General features: G+C 62.6%; 8 protein-coding genes. 3 read left to right on the top strand and 5 right to left on the bottom strand.

The genetic code is table 11. From position 1 onward, the window contains the following. Positions 1-30: 30 nt before the first annotated feature. The 4 genes from B5G03_RS03975 to asnB (B5G03_RS03960) form a co-directional block, all read right to left on the bottom strand. Complete coding sequence (locus B5G03_RS03975; protein ID WP_087180477.1) at positions 31-1,005, bottom strand: J domain-containing protein; 975 nt, start codon at positions 1,003-1,005, stop codon at positions 31-33. Then, positions 1,002-2,759, bottom strand: a complete 1,758-nt coding sequence (locus B5G03_RS03970) for an Hsp70 family protein (protein WP_087180476.1) — start codon at positions 2,757-2,759, stop codon at positions 1,002-1,004. The genes B5G03_RS03975 and B5G03_RS03970 overlap by 4 nt, the downstream gene beginning before the upstream one ends. A gap of 91 nt (positions 2,760-2,850) precedes the next feature. Further along, the gene (locus B5G03_RS03965) at positions 2,851-4,329 is read right to left on the bottom strand and encodes a UDP-N-acetylmuramoyl-L-alanyl-D-glutamate--2,6-diaminopimelate ligase (RefSeq protein ID WP_087180475.1); all 1,479 of its coding nucleotides are present in this window, start codon (positions 4,327-4,329) and stop codon (positions 2,851-2,853) included. Between the two features lie 129 nt (positions 4,330-4,458). After that, positions 4,459-6,291, bottom strand: coding sequence for an asparagine synthase (glutamine-hydrolyzing) (gene asnB, locus B5G03_RS03960; protein WP_087180474.1), 1,833 nt, complete (start codon positions 6,289-6,291; stop codon positions 4,459-4,461). A 337-nt stretch (positions 6,292-6,628) separates the two neighbouring features. On the opposite strand from asnB (B5G03_RS03960), the gene B5G03_RS03955 reads away from it, so the two are divergent. From B5G03_RS03955 to asnB (B5G03_RS03945), 3 genes are all read left to right on the top strand, one after another. Next, positions 6,629-10,456 carry a leucine-rich repeat protein gene (locus tag B5G03_RS03955; protein WP_087180473.1) on the top strand — a complete coding sequence of 1,276 codons (3,828 nt, stop codon included), beginning with the start codon at positions 6,629-6,631 and terminating at the stop codon, positions 10,454-10,456. A 158-nt stretch (positions 10,457-10,614) separates the two neighbouring features. Continuing rightward, entirely contained in the window at positions 10,615-11,835 is a 1,221-nt protein-coding gene (locus B5G03_RS03950) for a carboxylate--amine ligase (protein ID WP_087180472.1), read from the top strand. 21 nt (positions 11,836-11,856) lie between these two features. Further along, positions 11,857-13,710 (top strand): asparagine synthase (glutamine-hydrolyzing), encoded by a 1,854-nt coding sequence (gene asnB, locus B5G03_RS03945; RefSeq protein ID WP_087180471.1) that lies wholly within the window; start codon positions 11,857-11,859, stop codon positions 13,708-13,710. 96 nt (positions 13,711-13,806) lie between these two features. Here asnB (B5G03_RS03945) and B5G03_RS03940 read toward each other — a convergent pair whose 3' ends face one another. Continuing rightward, the gene (locus B5G03_RS03940; RefSeq protein WP_087180470.1) at positions 13,807-15,519 is read right to left on the bottom strand and encodes a phospho-sugar mutase; all 1,713 of its coding nucleotides are present in this window, start codon (positions 15,517-15,519) and stop codon (positions 13,807-13,809) included. Between the last annotated feature and the right edge of the window lie 84 nt (positions 15,520-15,603).

Below are 15,603 nucleotides of genomic sequence, written 5' to 3'. Positions count from 1 at the left end.
TATGAGCCGAAGGGGGGCTGTGATGTGTTTTTACAGGCGGTTGGCCCGCTGCCTTGCCACCAGGGTGGAGCAAAGGCCGAAGGGGGCCGCCAGAGTGCTTAAAAAGATAGAGCCCACCGCATAGTCCAGCGCGGCGTCCTGTGCGCCATGCAGGCCCCAGGTGACGGTCATGACGAAGAACCAGAGCACGGGAAGCAGTACCACGCCCACGCCCCACAGACCCATGATCCGCCTGCGGGGCCGGGGCTGGGTCCAGTCCACCCGTGCGCCCTGCATGCTGCACCAGCAAAGGGCGATGAGCAGCAAAGTGGCGCTGACAAAACCGCCACGAACCAGCTGGAGCAGGACCCCTGCTGCCAGAACCAGCGAGGCCACGCGCCAGCCCTTGCCGGACCGGAGCCTGGAAACGGTCTCCACCGGCTGGTATTCGGGCAATGGCTGCCGGTAGACGGGCTGCCGCTCCGGCTGCTTTGACTGTTCCTGCGGCTCGGGCGCGGGCGCGGGGGCCGGGCCGTTGCGCCAGGCCTGCTCCTCGTGGGTGAGCGGGCGGTCCGGCTCGGCCTTCTGCTCCGGCGCAGCCTGGGCCGGGGCGGCATCCACCGCCGCGAAGTCGAACTGCTGGCCCTCCTCCTGCTCGCCCTGGCCCAACTGGATGATCTTGCCCGCCCGGCGCTGGGCCCGGCTGGCATACTGCTCCACCGCCTGCTGCTCCGCGGCACGGCGGGCGGCCCGGGCGGCCTTTGCGGCGGCGCGGCGGGCCTCGGCGCTGTTTTGCTGGGGAGAAACGGCGGGCGCCGCAGGGGCGGCGGGGCTCTCCTGCTCCATCACTGCCATGCTCACGCCCTGGCGGGCAGCCCGCATGGCGGCGGTGAAGGCTTTATGCAGCGCGTCAAAGCCCTCCGGGTCCTCTTCCGGGTGGCAGGTGCGTGTTTTCTGCGCATAGGCGTGCCGGATGGCCGCCTTATCGGTGGTGGGCGCAATGCCCAAAACCTCCCAGATGCTCATAGCGTTTCGTCCTCATCCTCATCCGGTTCATCGTCCGGATCGTCAAAGCCGGAAAAATCCAGCCCTTCCAGCGAGAGACCGGCCTCCAGCCGGTCCAGCAGGTCCTTGATGCGTGCCCGGGCCCGCAGGATACGTCCGTTCTCCTGGCTGGCCAGCGCCTCGCCGAACAGCTGCACCGCCTGGCCGATGATCTGGCGCTCCTCGCCCAGGGCCTCCTGCCACAGGCGTTCGCCCTTGGCCAGCAGCAGGCGGTTTTCCTGCTGGTCCCGGGGGTGGATCTTCAGTCCCTCCAGCTCCTTCAGGCGGCGGCGGGCCTGCTCCTCGGTCAGGCCGCTGCCCTGACCCACCAGAACGGTGCTGATGGTGCGGCCGGTGGTCAGACTGGTGGCCTCCACCTCCAGAATGCCGTTGATATCATAGGTAAAGCGCACGTCCGCGCCCTCTTTTCCGGCGGGGGCGGCGGGCACCGGCAGATCCAGCTCGCCCAGCTTCTGGTTCTCGCGGCAATACATCTCCTCGCCCTGGAACACCTGGATGCGCAGCCGGGTCTGGCCGTCGCTGGTGGTATAGTACCGCTCCACCTTGCTGGTGGGCAGGGCGCTGTTGCGCTCGATGATGGGGCTCATGAGCAGGTTGTCCTCATCCGCCGGGTTGTACACGCCCACACCCAGGGTAAAGGGGCAGATGTCGGTGAGGACCAGCTCCTTCACCTCGGTGCGGCGCTCCTTCATGGCGGCATACATACCCGCGCCCAGGGCCACCACCGTGTCCGGGCTGCCAGGGTTGGCCAGCTTCTGGCCCAGCAGGTGGTTTAAGTACTGGCGCACCACCGGCATCTTGCAGCTGCCGCCCACCGGCACCACCGCCTGCAGCTCGCTGGGGGAAAGGCCGCTGTCCTTCAAGGCCCGCAGCAGCGGAGTGCGCATGCGGCTGAACAGGGTCTGGGCCTGCTGAATGAGCATCTGACCGGTGAGGGCCATGGAGCCCTTCAGGCCATCCAGCTCCAGTACCATCAGCGCCATGGGAGACTGGGTCAGAGTCTGCTTGCACTGCTCGGCCTGCCGCAGCAGGATCGCCCGCTGGCGGGGCTGCAGCGCCTGATAGTCGATGCCGTTTTTCTGGCAGTACATGTGGGCGATGGCCGCGTCGAAGTCGTTGCCGCCCAGGGCGTTGTCGCCGCTGACAGCCAGAATGTTCACCACGTTCTCAAAGCAGTCCACCACCGAGACATCCAGCGTACCGCCGCCGAAGTCGTAGACCAGAAAGGCCGCGTCGCCCTTTTCCGGGTCGTAGCAGGCCAGCGCGGCGGCGCTGGGCTCGTTGATGAGCCGGTCCACAGTCAGGCCGGCCAGCTGGCCCGCCCGCTTGGTGGCAGCCCGCTGGGCATGGTTGAAGTAGGCGGGCACGCTGACCACCGCTTCGGTGACCGGCTCGCCCAGAAAGGCCTCGGCGTCCTGCTTGAGCTGGCGCAGCACCAGGGCGGACAGCTCCTCCGGGCTGTATTCCCGCCCGGCCAGGGTGAACACCCGGTCGGTGCCCATGCTGCGCTTGAACGCGGTGGCGCTGCGCTCCGGGTGGCTGACCAGCCGCTCCCGGGCGGGCGCGCCCACCAGCACGGTGCCGTCCTCATCGATGCTCACCGCGCTGGGGGTCAGAGTCTCGCCGTAGGCGTTGGGGATCAGCTGGCTGCGGCCGTCCTTCCAGACGGCGGCCAGACTGTTGGTGGTTCCAAGGTCGATGCCAAGAATGGCCATAGGTCGTTTTCCTGCCTTCTTTCGATAGAATGGCCGGGGCTGCTTGTTGGCAAAGCCGCCCCGGCGTGGCCGCCCGTCCGGGCGGCAGGGGTCATTTCAGCCCGATCTGGGCCGCGTATTCCAGAATCAGCTCCCGCTCCAGGAAGGGGGTCTTTTTGCCCATCCGGTCCCGGTAGGTCTCGTGGCCTTTGCCGATCACCGCGATCAAATCGCCCTTCTGGGCATGGTCCAGCGCGTAATGCAGCGCGTCCAGACGATCCGGGATCTCCACATAGGGCACGTCCGGGTTACCCTGGGCGATGCCGATCTTGATGTCCTTGATGATCTGCTCCACCGACTCAAAGCGGTTGTTGTCCTCGGTGAGGATCAGGAAATCCGCCTTGCGGCTAGCCACCTCGCCCATGCCGTAGCGGCGCAGGCGGCTGCGGTCACCGCCACAGCCGAACAGCACCACCAGCCGCTTGGGCTCATAAGCCCGCAGGGTGGAGAGCAGGCTCTCGGCACCGGCCTCGTTGTGGGCAAAGTCGATGAGCACGGTGAAGTCCTTGCTCACCGGTACCAGCTCCACCCGGCCCTTGACCGAGATGTTCATCAGCCCGTCGTGGATGGCGTCGTGGGCAACGCCCAGCACACGGCCCACCGCGATGGCGGCCAGGCTGTTGTACACGCTGAACTCGCCGGGCATGTTCACCTTCACGTCCATATCCTCCCGGCCGGACACATGGAACCGGATGCCCAGGAAGTTTTCCTGCCGCAGCAGGTGCAGCTCGCTGGCCCGGAAGTCCGCCTCGCGATGCATGCCGTAGGTGACCAGCTTGCAGGTGTGGCCCGCCAGCAGGGTGCTGCAGTTCTTGTCGTCCACATTCACCACGCCCACATCGCACCGGCGGAACAGCTGGCCCTTCCAAGCCCGGTATTCCTCAAAGCTGGCATGCTCGCCCGGGCCGCCGATGTGGTCCGGGTACAGGTTGGTGAATACGCCCACCTTGAAATGGATGCCGGTGACCCGGTCCATCATCAGGCCCTGGCTGGAGACCTCCATCACCACGCTGTCGCACCCTGCGGCCAGCATCTCGCAGAACATTTTCTGCAGCTCGTAGCTTTCCGGGGTGGTATTGATCAGCGCCCGGTTTACTCCCGGGTAGGCCACGCCGTTGGTGCCGATGATGCCGCACTTGTGGCCGCCCGCGTTCATCACGGAATGGATCATGTGGGCGGTGGTGGTCTTGCCCTTGGTGCCGGTCACGCCGATGGTGATCAGCTTTTCAGCAGGCCGGCCGAAGTAGTTGCAGGACAAAAGCGCCAGCGCCCGGCGGCTGCTTTCCACCTGCACCACCGTCACGCCCTGGGGCACCTCGTCCAGCTTGTGCTCGATCACCAGCACCGAAGCGCCCTGCTCCGCCACATCCATGGCGTAGTCGTGGCTGTCCCGGTTGGTGCCCACGATGCACACGAAGGCCCAGCCGGGCTGTACCTTGCGGGAATCGTAGGCGATGTCCACCACTTCGGTGTCCAGGTTGCCCTGCACCAGCGTGTAGTCCAGCCCATTGAGCAGTTCTTGTAATTTCATGGTCAAATGCCCCCTCTGCTTGATTTGGGATCAATGTGCAGTGGGCGCGCCCACCTCGGGCAGGCCCCTGCTTTTATGTATGCGCCCGGCAGCGCGGCCTTGCCGCTTTTTGCCGGGGCGGTGGGAAGCTCAACGCTTCACAAAGTATTCCTCGTACCAGGTCAGGAACATGAACACACACCAGATCTGGCGCCAGTTGTCCCGCTTTTCGCTCATGTGCTGGTCCAGCATTTTGGTCAGCTCGCGGGTATTGAAGAATTTTTCGGCGGATTCGCTCTCAAACTTTTCCCGCACGATGGCCGCGTATTTTTCCTCTCGCAGCCAGGCGCGCACCGGCACCGGGAAACCCAGCTTTTTCTTGTCGGCGGTCTTTTCCGGAATGCTCCGGGCCGCCGCGCCCCGCAGGGCCATCTTGGTGTGGTCCGCGTCCGCCCGGCACTCCACCGGGATGTGCCGCGCCACCTCGAAGACCTCCTTGTCCAGGAAGGGCACCCGCAGCTCCAGACTGTTGGCCATGCTCATCTTGTCCGCCTTCAAAAGGATGTCGCCCACCATCCACAGGTGCAGGTCGGTGTACTGCATCCGGGTCACCGGGTCCTGCCCGGCGGTCTTTTTAAAATACAGTTTGGAAAGATCGGTCGGTTTTTTGCCGCCAGTATAGTTTTTCAGCAGCTGTTTTTTGCGCCGTTCGCCCATCAGGTTGGTGTTGCCGATGTAGCGCTCCTCCAGCGGGCGGGAACGCCGCACCAGGAAGTTCACGCCGTGCACCGGGGGCAGCTTTTCTGCCACCGCGCCAATGGCCCGCCGGATGGGCAGGGGGATGTGATCGTACCAGGAGACGGTGAAGGGCTCCTTATAAATGTTATAGCCGCCGAAGAACTCGTCCGCGCCCTCGCCGGACAGGCAGACCTTCACCTGCTTGGCCGCCTCCCGGTTCACGAAGTAGAGGGCCACACTGGCGGCGTCCGCCAGAGGCTCGTCCATATGGTACTGGATGCGGGGCAGGTTCTCCCAATACTCCTCCGGCTCGATGCGGTAGGCGTAGTTCTTCACGCCCATGAACTTGCTGAACTCGGCGGCGTAGTCGGTCTCGTCATACTGCTTGTTGGCAAAGCCCACGGTGAAGGTCTTGTCCACATGGGCAAGGTAGGCCATGTAGCTGGAATCCACACCGGAGGACAAAAAGGAGCCAACCTCCACGTCGCTGATCTTGTGAGCAGCCACGCTCTGGCGCATGATCTCCTCCACCCGGCTCTCCCAGTCGGAGAGGCTCTTGCCCTCTTCGGGCTCAAAGCGGGGCTCCCAGTAGCGCTTTACGTTCACCTCGCCCGCCTTCCACAGCAGGCTGTGAGCGGGCAGCAGCTTTTTCACGCCTTTAAAGAAGGTGTCCTCCCCCGGGGAATACTGATAGCTCAGGTACAGCTCCAGCTGGCTCTGGTTCAGCTCCTTTTTGAAGCCGGGATGGGCCAGAAAGCTCTTGATCTCGCTGCCGAAGAGCAGCTCGCCCTCGTCGGTGAGGTAGTAGTAGAAGGGCTTGATGCCGAAATGGTCCCGGGCGCAGAACAGGGTCTGCTCGGCCTCATTCCAGATGGCAAAGGAGAACATGCCCCGCAGCTTTGCCAGCATGCCCTCGCCCCACTCCTCGTAGCCGTGGAGCAGGACCTCGGTGTCCGAATGGTCGGTGGAGAAGGTGTGGCCCGCCTCCACCAGCTGAGCGCGCAGCTCCATGAAGTTGTAGATCTCGCCGTTGAAGACAACCGCCAGGTTTTGATCCTCATTGAACATGGGCTGGGCGCCGCCCGCCAGGTCGATGATGGACAGCCGCCGGTGGCCCAGCGCCACCCCGCTGCCGAAATAACTGCCCTCGCCGTCCGGCCCGCGGTGGGCGATGGCGTCGGTCATTGCTTTCAAAATCGCTTCACGCCCGGCGCGCATGCCGGTAAAGCCAACAATTCCACACATGATGTGATGATCCTTTCGCTTACAGGGAACGTCCCCTCAATATACAGGTTACATTATAACATGAAGCACCTAAAAATGGTATTGCCGCCCGGGCTTTTCCACAGCGCAGGAGCGCTTCATTTTCTGGTTATTATACTACATCCGCCCTTCCTTTAAAAGCGCATCCCCCAAAGCATATCAGAATGCACAAAATTCCCCGCTGCTTTTTTCTCGGCTTTTTCCAGTTTGATGCCTCTTTTTCCTTCCACTTTGATATAATATAGACACAATAGGGAATCGGGCGCCAATTTTGACCGGATACACCATCCAAATCCAAACCGTAAGGAAGTGAAACGATATGAAACAACATTGGCCCGTATTCTACCGGCGCTGCCTTTGCGCGGCGTTGTCCTGCATGATCCTTCTCCAGGCCTGCCCGGTAATCGCCTTCGCGGATGCCCCGAGCACCGCGGACTCAGCCCGCGCCCGCATTTCCCAATCAACGGAAGAGGTTTCCGCCGAGGAAGCCGAACGCCCCGACGGCGAAGAACCCGACGAACCGGTTCCGGCTCCCGACAGCGAGGAGACTGCCGCCGCACCGGCGGAACCTTCGGACGGGGACGAACCGGCTGAAACACCCGAGGCCGAAGCCCCGGCCCAACCGGCCCAAACGCAGGCCGGCGAAACGCCTGCCGCTGCGCCGGAAACACCCGACGAACCCGAAGCCCCCGAGGCTGCCGGCGATGCCGAACCGCCCGCTGTGGGCGGCACCGTGCAGATCGGCGACCTTTCCTACAAAGTAACCAGCCTGCCTGCCGACGGGCAAAACGGCACCCTGACCGTGCAGGACGGCACGAAGGTTTCGGGCGAACTGACCATTGCCAACGGGCTGGAGTATCAGGGCGGCCGGTATGACGTGACCGAGATCGCCGCCAAAGCCTTTTACGGCAATACCGCCCTCACCGGCGTGGACGCCACCGCCTCCAGCATCAGCAAATATGGCATGAACGCCTTCTGCGATTGCACCGCGCTGCAGTATTTCCTCTTCCCGGAAAACTCGGTGGCGAACCTGACAAGCTTCGGCATCTTTAAAAACTGCACCAGCCTCACCAGTATGGAGATTCCCATGGGCAGCTTCGGCGGCAATGCGTTCACCCTTTCCGGGCTGAAGGAGCTCACCGTCCTGGCATTTTACGGCAATGCGCAGGCCAATTCCTTCACCGGCCTGCCCGACGGGTTCACCCTCACCTGTACAGGCGGGGTGTATAGCTCTTCCATCAACGCTTCCGCCTTCGGCAGCACCAAGAACGTGACGCTCTATCTGCCCACCGACGAGCTGAAGGAATCCTACACCCAGACCTTCCAAAACAATCCGAACGTTACCGTGAAGCGCATCGGCGAGGACGATGGTCTGGAAAAGGTGGGCGCCTTGCTGCAGGACGGCAGCGGCGCGCCCCAGAACCAGAAGGACCTGGCCAGCGCCATTCAGGCGATCAATGCATCCCAGAGCGAAGGCCCCTTCACCATCACCGTGCTGAACACCAGCGAGCTGGTGGTCTGGCCCCAGGACCTTGCCCCCAACAAGCCCACCCTCATTGATTTTTCCGGCAACAGCGTGGACCTGCCGGACACCCTTCCCCTGCAGGCCCCGCTCACCATCCGGTCCGTGACCAATTTCAACACGGATAACGGCCTGTGCACGCTGGATGCGGGCAGTCATGCCTTCCAGATGATCAACGGCGGCTCCTTCGGCTTCCGTGAGATTCGCGGCAGCGACCTGACCTTCACCGGCGGCGTACCCGGCAGCGATTCCATGGGCGCTCCGGTCCAGCTGACCGGCACCGGCGAATCGCCCGCCGTGACCTATTCCCAGATCGGCAGCGGTACAAGCTACTACGCCCTGCCGCCCATGCAGGGCTTTGACCGACTGGTGCTGGACCGCAGCTTTTTGAAGGCTGACCACTACGGCCAGTACACCGGACAGCTGAGCGGCACCCAGTCCGTTATCCTGAACGAGGGCGGACTGCAGCTGCATCAGCCCGCTCAGATCCCCTCGCTGCAGGGCAACGGCGTTTTGTCCTTTGAAGGCAGCGGCGCCCTGGCCGTGACCGAAGAGGCGTCGGGCAGCTTCCAGCTGCCGGAGTTCTCCGGCACCACCCTGGACCCGGCCCTTCTGACTCTGCCGGAGGGCGCGCAGGTTTCGCTGACCAACAAGGACGGCGAGCCCTTACAGCCGCCCGCCCCTGCTGTGGCCACCGTGCTCGGCGGCTCCATGACCACAGAGACCGGCTTTGCCAGCTTTGAGGAGGCGCTTGAAGCCATCGCGGCGGATGAGCAGCTGGCCTCCTCCAGCTACACCGTCACCCTGAACGCGGATGTAACCCTTGCGCAGGATACCACTCTGCCCGACGCTCCGCTGACCATCGACGGCGCGGGCCACCGCTTCGCCGCCGAAGAAGCGGTGCAGACCATCACCTTCCCCAACAGCACCACCTTCCAGAACATTGTTCTGGACCTGGAGGGGACCACCATCCGTTACGCCCCGCTGAAAGGCGGGGAACGGACCCTGCTGTTCGCGGCCAGTGCCTCCGGCGCGATTGGCGAAATCCTGGACGATTCCCAGTCCCGCTGGCTGGACATCAAGCTGGAGAATCCGGACCTTTCCTTCCAGAAGATCACCGGCACCACCAGCAGCATCGGCACCCGCCTGACCGATCTCTTCCTCACCGGCCGGGGCAGCAAGGAAGCCCCGCTGGACCTGCGCGGAAAGGTGGAAAACCTGGCGGCCGTTGACCTGGACCACACCTGGCTGGCCGCTTCCGGCGACATGACTGCCCTGGGCATCATTCGCACCTCCACCACGGATTCCGGCGGCGGCTTTGTCATCACCGGCGACACCACCGTGCAGAAATTCAGCCTGAAGAAGGACACCACCTTCCAGATTCTCCTCCCGGCTGACAGCACCCTCACTCTGACCCAAAAAATGAACAACAACTTCGTCACTCCGCTGTACCTTTCCACCAGCACCCCGGTGGACGGCCACGTTCTGGCGGTTGTTCCCTCCACCCCCAGTACCAAAACCCCGGCGTTCGCCCTGGCAGGGACCGAAGACATGCTGCGCCTTTACTGGGACAAGGAACAAAAGGAATACCAGCTAAGCCTTCCGCCCGTCATCACCGTGGGCAAGGATTCCGCGGGCAACGGGACCGGCTACTACCAGCTGGATCTGGAGCTGAAGGACGCCCAGGGCATTGCCTCGGTGGAGGTGAACGGCGCCGCCGTCACCATTCAGAGCGCCCCGTCGCTGACCCTCCCCGGCAAGGACATGCCCTATCAGCCCGGTCAGAACAAGGTGACCGTGACCGACGGCAGCGGGAACACCGCCGAGTTCCTCTTCCAGTGGTATCTGGTTGCGGATTATTCCAAGGTGGATGCGGCGCTGGAGAAGATCCCCACCGATCTGACCCTCTACACCGCCAGCTCGGTGGAAGCGCTGAACAAGGCCCGCGAGGCCATCGTTCGCGGGCTGGACGTCTCCCAGCAGTCGATGGTGGACCGGTACGCGGCGGACCTGCAAGCCGCGCTGAAAAACCTGGTGAAGCGGGCCGACGTGATCTACACCGTTACCTACAAGATCACCGGCGACCACTTTACCGACACGGTGATCGTCAGCCAGCATTACACCATGGGTAAGACCATCAAGGCTCCCAAGGCTCCGGCCCACAGCGGCTACACCTTCAGCGGCTGGAAGGACCTGCCCAAAACAATGCCGGAAAAGGACATCACCGTCACCGGCTCTTACACCAAGGACGCGGTACCGCCCGATTCCGGCAGTGATTCGGGCAGCGGCTCCGGCAGCAGTGCCACCGCCACCCCGGCGCCCGCACCTGCACCCACGGCCACGCCCATCGTGCCCAGCACCGCGGTGATCCGGCCCAACCGGACCCCCGCCCCCACTGCTTCGCCCGAGGCGACCGCCAAACCCACCGAGGCTCCCACCGAAACGCCCGCCCCGGAATCCGCCAGCGAACCTGCCTCCGAGCCGGCCGAAAGCCAGCCCGACAGCAGCGCCCAGCAGACGGACGGCGGCAGCATCCTGCCCTTCCTGGGCATCGGCGTTGTTGCCATCGCCGTGCTGGTGATTCTGGCCCTTGTTCTGCGCAGACAGCGCGGCGGACAGGATTGACCTGCTTTTTTCCCGGCGCCGGTTTTCCGGCGCCGTTTTTTTGTCGATTCTCCCCTATTTTCCACGCTTTGTTTGACAACTCATTCCGAAAAGCAGTACAATAGAAAAGCTTGTAAGCATTGAAAAAATTTTGGAAAGTTCAGGTGAAACAAAAACCTATGGAACAGATCCTTCCCGTGCTGCTGGGCAGCGATGCCAACGTTTACGGCATGGCCCGCAGCTTTTATATGGAATGCGGTGTGACCAGTCTTGCCATCGGCAAGGGCGCGCTGGCCGCCACCGCCAACTCCAAGCTGGTGCAGATGGCTGTGGTGGAGCCCAATCTGGAGGACGACGCGGTCTTCGTGAAGACCCTGCAGGCCTTCGCCGCCGCCCACACCGGCCGCACCCTGGTGCTGGTGAGCTGCGGCGACAACTACACCGGTCTGATGGCCCGCAACCGCGCCGCTCTGGAGGGGCTTTACAAGTTCGCCTGCCCTACCCCCGAGCTGGTGGAACAGCTGGACACCAAGGAGTTTTTCTACCATGCCTGCGAGGCCCACGGTCTTGCCTACCCCAAGACCTTCGGCTGCACCAACCAGAACTGGAAGACCGTGGAGATTCCCTTCGAGTTCCCCTGCATCATCAAGGCCAGCAACAGCGTGGCCTACTGGAACTGCCGTTTCCCCCACAAGAAAAAGGTGTTCGTGGCCTACAACCGGGAGGAGTACGAGGCCATCTGCGCCGCCATCTACTCCTCCAGCTACCAGGACAACCTGGTGCTGCAGGAATACATCCCCGGCGACGACAACTGCATGCGGGTGCTGAACTGCTATTCCGGCCGGGATCATAAGGTCCACCTGATGGCGCTGGGCCGTCCCCTGCTGGAGGAACAGACCCCCGAGGGCATCGGCAACTACGCGGCCATTATGTCTATCAAGGACGAGGAGCTGATGAGCCGGATGAAGGCCTTCCTGGAGGACGTGGGCTGGGAGGGCTTCTCCAACTTCGACATGAAGTACGATTCCCGCGACGGCCAGTACAAGCTGTTCGAGATGAACCCCCGCCAGGGCCGGTCCAGCTTCTTTGTGACCGCCAGCGGCTACAATCTGGCCAAGTGGCTGGTGGAGGATGTGGTGGAGAACAAGCCCCAGGGCCTGACCATCGCCGACACCCGTCACCTGTGGATGATCGCCCCCGCCGGCATCATCAAGAAGTACCTGAAGGACCAGGAGCTGCTGGCCGAGGTACGCAAGCTGATGAAGGAGGGCAAGGTGAGCCACCAGCTGTTCTGCAAGGAGGACTTCACCCTCAAGCGGGCCATCTGGTACGTCAAGAACCAGCTGAACAACTACCGCAAATACAAGCGCTATTTCGGCAACAAGAGCCTGCGGGACTGACCGGGCGGAAAGGGAGGCACTATGTGCGGATTTGTGGGCTTTGCCAGTGCAAAGCATAACGCCGAAGAGGCGAAAAAGACCATCAAGCAGATGGCGGACCTGATCGCCCACCGCGGGCCGGATGGCGAGGGCTTTTACGTGGACGAACAGGTGGCGCTGGGCCACCGGCGGCTGTCCATCATCGACCTGGAGGGCGGCAGCCAGCCCATGTTCAACGAGGACGGCAGCATCGTCATCGTGTTCAACGGCGAGATCTATAACTTCATGGAGCTGCGCGCCCAGCTGGAGGCCGCCGGGCACACCTTTTCTACCCATTCCGACACCGAGGTGCTGATCCACGGCTACGAGGAATGGGGCAGCGGCCTGCCCGCCAAACTGCGGGGCATGTTCGCCTTCATCCTGTGGGACAAGGCAAACGAGACCCTGTTCGGCGCGCGGGATATCTTCGGCATCAAGCCCTATTACTACTACAATGAGGGTGGCCACTTCATCTTCGGCAGCGAGATCAAGGGCTTTCTGCCCCACCCCGGCTTCAAAAAGGAGCTGAACGAGGAGCGGCTGCCCGAGTACCTGTCCATCGAATACATTCCCAACGAGGAAACCATGTTCAAGGGCGTGTACAAGCTGCCCGGCGCGCACATGTTCACCTGGAAAAAGGGCGAGCTGAAGGTGGAGCGGTACTACGATATCCGCTACCATGTGGACGAAACGAAGAGCCTGGAGGACTGGGAAAAGGCCATCACCGAAACCTTCGCCGAGAGCGTGAAGGTGCACCAGATCGCCGACGTGGAGGTGGGCTGCTTTTTGTCCTCCGGCGTGGATTCCAGCTTCGTGGTGAACGAGGTGTCCAAGGGCACCCCCAAGGTGAAGAGCTTCAGCGTGGGCTACGAGGAGGAAAAATACTCCGAACTGCCCTACGCCCAGGCCTTCAGCAAGGAGATCGGCGTGCCCAGCATCGCTAACAAAGTGAGTGCCGACGAGTTCTTTGAGGCCAACAAGACCATCCAGTGGTATCTGGATGAGCCGATGCCCAACCCCAGCGAAGTGCCGCTGTACTTCCTGACCAAAAACGCCGCCCGCTATGTGAAGGTGGTGCTGTCCGGCGAGGGCGCGGACGAGCTGTTCGGCGGCTATCCGCTGTACTGCGCGGCCCATCACTTTGAGGAGTACGAGCACAAGACCCCCCGCTTCGTGCGCAAGGCCGCGGGCGCGGTGGCCGGTGTTCTGCCGGACTTCAAGGGCAAAAACTTCCTGATGCGGGGCGCCAAGGAGCCCTGGCAGCGGTGCATGCGGGCCAATTACGTGTTCGCCACCCCCGCCGAGCGGGACAAATACCTGAAAAAGCAGTACCACAAGAAGACCCCCGAGGAGTTCTTCAAGCCCTACTTTGATGCCTCGGCCGGTCTGGACGAGCCCACCCAGCTGCAGTGGGTGGACATCCACACCTGGATGCTCTACGACATTCTGCTGAAGGCGGACCGGATGAGTATGGCCAACAGCCTGGAGCTGCGGGTGCCCTTCCTGGACAAGGAGATGCTGGAGCTGGCGCTCTCCATCCCCGCCCAATACCGGTCCAGCAAGACCGAGACCAAGATTGCGCTGCGCCGTGCGGCCCTCAAGCAGCTGCCGGAGAGCGTGGCCAAGCGCAAGAAGCTGGGCTTCCCTGTGCCGCTGAACGACTGGCTGCGGCAGGACAAGTATTACCAGATGGTGCGTGAGAAGTTCGAGGGCGAGGTTGCCGAAAAGTTCTTCAATGTGCCCGAGCTGCTGCGCCTGCTGGACGAGCACAAGAGCGGCAAGAACGGCGGCATGACCCAGATCTGGAGCTTCTACAGCTTCATTCTGTGGTACGAGCAGTTCTTTGTGCTGCGCTGATTTTTCCCTTTCAATCACATGCAAAAAAATCCCCGGGGAGCGATCCCCGGGGATTTTTCTATGTTCTTTTATTGCCGTTCAGGGCTGCCGGTGTTCTCAGGCCAGGATGGGCTTGAGGGCGGCGGCCAGGGCATCCTTCTGAGCCTGGGCCTCTTCCACATTCTTGCCCAGAGTGGTGAAGTAGGTCTTGATCTTGGGCTCGGTGCCGGAGGGACGGACCACCACGGTGGCGCCGCCTTCCAGGGCGTAGATCAGCACGTTGGCGGCGGGCAGGTCGATGGCTTCGGTCTTGCCGGTGGCCAGCTCGGTGCGGGTGCGGGCCTGGTAGTCGGAAACGGTGACCACCTTGTAGCCTGCGAACTCCGTGGGAGGCTCCTGGCGCAGCTTCTGCATGATGCCGGCCATCTTGTCCATGCCGGACAGGCCCGGGAACTCGTAGCTGTCCACCTTGTTCAGGTAGCGGCCATATTCCGCATAGATGCGGTCCAGTTCTTCCTTGATGGAGGAGCCGATGCTGCGGTAGTAGGCGGCCATCTCGCAGATCAGCATGCTGCCGATGACGGCGTCCTTATCCCGCACGTAGCTGCCTGCCAGGTAACCGTAGCTCTCCTCGAAGCCGAAGATGAACCGCTCCACCTGACCGGCGGCCTCCAGACGGGCGATCTGATCGCCGATCCACTTGAAGCCGGTGAGCACGTTGCGGCATTCCACGCCGTAGTGGGCGGCAACCACGTCCGCCAGCGGGGTGGACACGATGCTCTTGACCATGACGGGGTCCTTGGGCATGGTGCCATTTTCGATGCGGGCCTTGCAGATGTAATCCAGCAGCAGCACGCCCACCTCGTTGCCGCTCAGCAGCTCATAGCTGCCGTCCTTGCAGCGCACGGCGATGCCCACGCGGTCGGCGTCCGGGTCGGTGGCCAGCATCAGGTCCGCGCCGGACTTCTCGGCCAGCTCCAGGCCCAGACGCAGAGCCTCGAAGATCTCCGGGTTGGGATAGGGGCAGGTGGGGAAGTTGCCGTCCGGGTCCTTCTGCTCGGGCACGATGGTGATATCGGTGATGCCCATGTCGCCCAGAACGCGGGTCACGGGAACCAGGCCGCTGCCGTTCAGCGGGCTGTAGACCAGCTTCAGACCGGCAGTCTTGCACAGGCCGGGGCGCACGCTGCGGCTCTCGATGGCCTGGTACAGGGCCTCGTAGCAATCCTCGCCCACATACTCGATCAGACCGGCAGCCATGCCTTCTTCAAAGGACATGGTCTTGGCGCCGCTGAGCACGTCGGTCTTCTGAATCTCGGCGTAGACCACGTCGGCGGCCTCGTCGGTCATCTGGCAGCCGTCCGGGCCGTAGGCCTTGTAGCCGTTGTATTTGGCGGGGTTGTGGCTGGCGGTGACCATGATGCCCGCGTTGCAGTTGTAATAACGGGTGGCAAAGCTGAGTGCGGGAACAGGCATCAATGCCTTGTAGATGCGTACCTTCACGCCGTTGGCGGCCAGCACTTCGGCGGCAGCCTTCGCGAATACATCGCTCTTGATGCGGCTGTCGTAGCTGATGGCTACGGTCTGGGTGCCGCCCTGGGTCTTGACCCAGTTGGCCAGGCCCTGAGTGGCCTGACGGACCACATACACGTTCATCCGGTTGGTGCCAGCGCCGATCACGCCGCGCAGACCAGCGGTACCGAACTTCAGCGACACGGCGAACCGGTCCTTGATGGCCTCGTCGTCATCCTTTACGCTTTCCAGCTCGGGTTTCAGATCCGGGTCGTCCAGATCGAACGCCAGCCAGCGCTCGTACTCATTTTTATACATTGCACACACCTGCTTTTTGTTTATTTCGATACTTTTTGTACAAAGTATCTATTGTCTTTATTCTAATAGAGTCTGTTCGAAAAG

Source organism: Gemmiger sp. An50, assembly GCF_002161595.1.
Classification (GTDB): Bacteria; Bacillota; Clostridia; order Oscillospirales; family Ruminococcaceae; genus Allofournierella.
The sequence above is the reverse complement of the archived record's forward strand: the minus strand, read 5'-3'. Positions and strand labels throughout refer to the sequence as shown.

Excerpts from the sequence above, each read along its gene's own strand:
- B5G03_RS03970 (WP_087180476.1), bottom strand. The coding sequence starts at position 2,759 with ATGGCCATTCTTGGCATCGACCTTGGAACCACCAACAGTCTGGCCGCC.
- asnB (WP_087180471.1), top strand. The coding sequence starts at position 11,857 with ATGTGCGGATTTGTGGGCTTTGCCAGTGCAAAGCATAACGCCGAAGAG.
- asnB (WP_087180474.1), bottom strand. The coding sequence starts at position 6,291 with ATGTGTGGAATTGTTGGCTTTACCGGCATGCGCGCCGGGCGTGAAGCG.
- B5G03_RS03965 (WP_087180475.1), bottom strand. The coding sequence starts at position 4,329 with ATGAAATTACAAGAACTGCTCAATGGGCTGGACTACACGCTGGTGCAG.
- B5G03_RS03950 (WP_087180472.1), top strand. The coding sequence starts at position 10,615 with ATGGAACAGATCCTTCCCGTGCTGCTGGGCAGCGATGCCAACGTTTAC.
- B5G03_RS03940 (WP_087180470.1), bottom strand. The coding sequence starts at position 15,519 with ATGTATAAAAATGAGTACGAGCGCTGGCTGGCGTTCGATCTGGACGAC.
- B5G03_RS03955 (WP_087180473.1), top strand. The coding sequence starts at position 6,629 with ATGAAACAACATTGGCCCGTATTCTACCGGCGCTGCCTTTGCGCGGCG.
- B5G03_RS03975 (WP_087180477.1), bottom strand. The coding sequence starts at position 1,005 with ATGAGCATCTGGGAGGTTTTGGGCATTGCGCCCACCACCGATAAGGCG.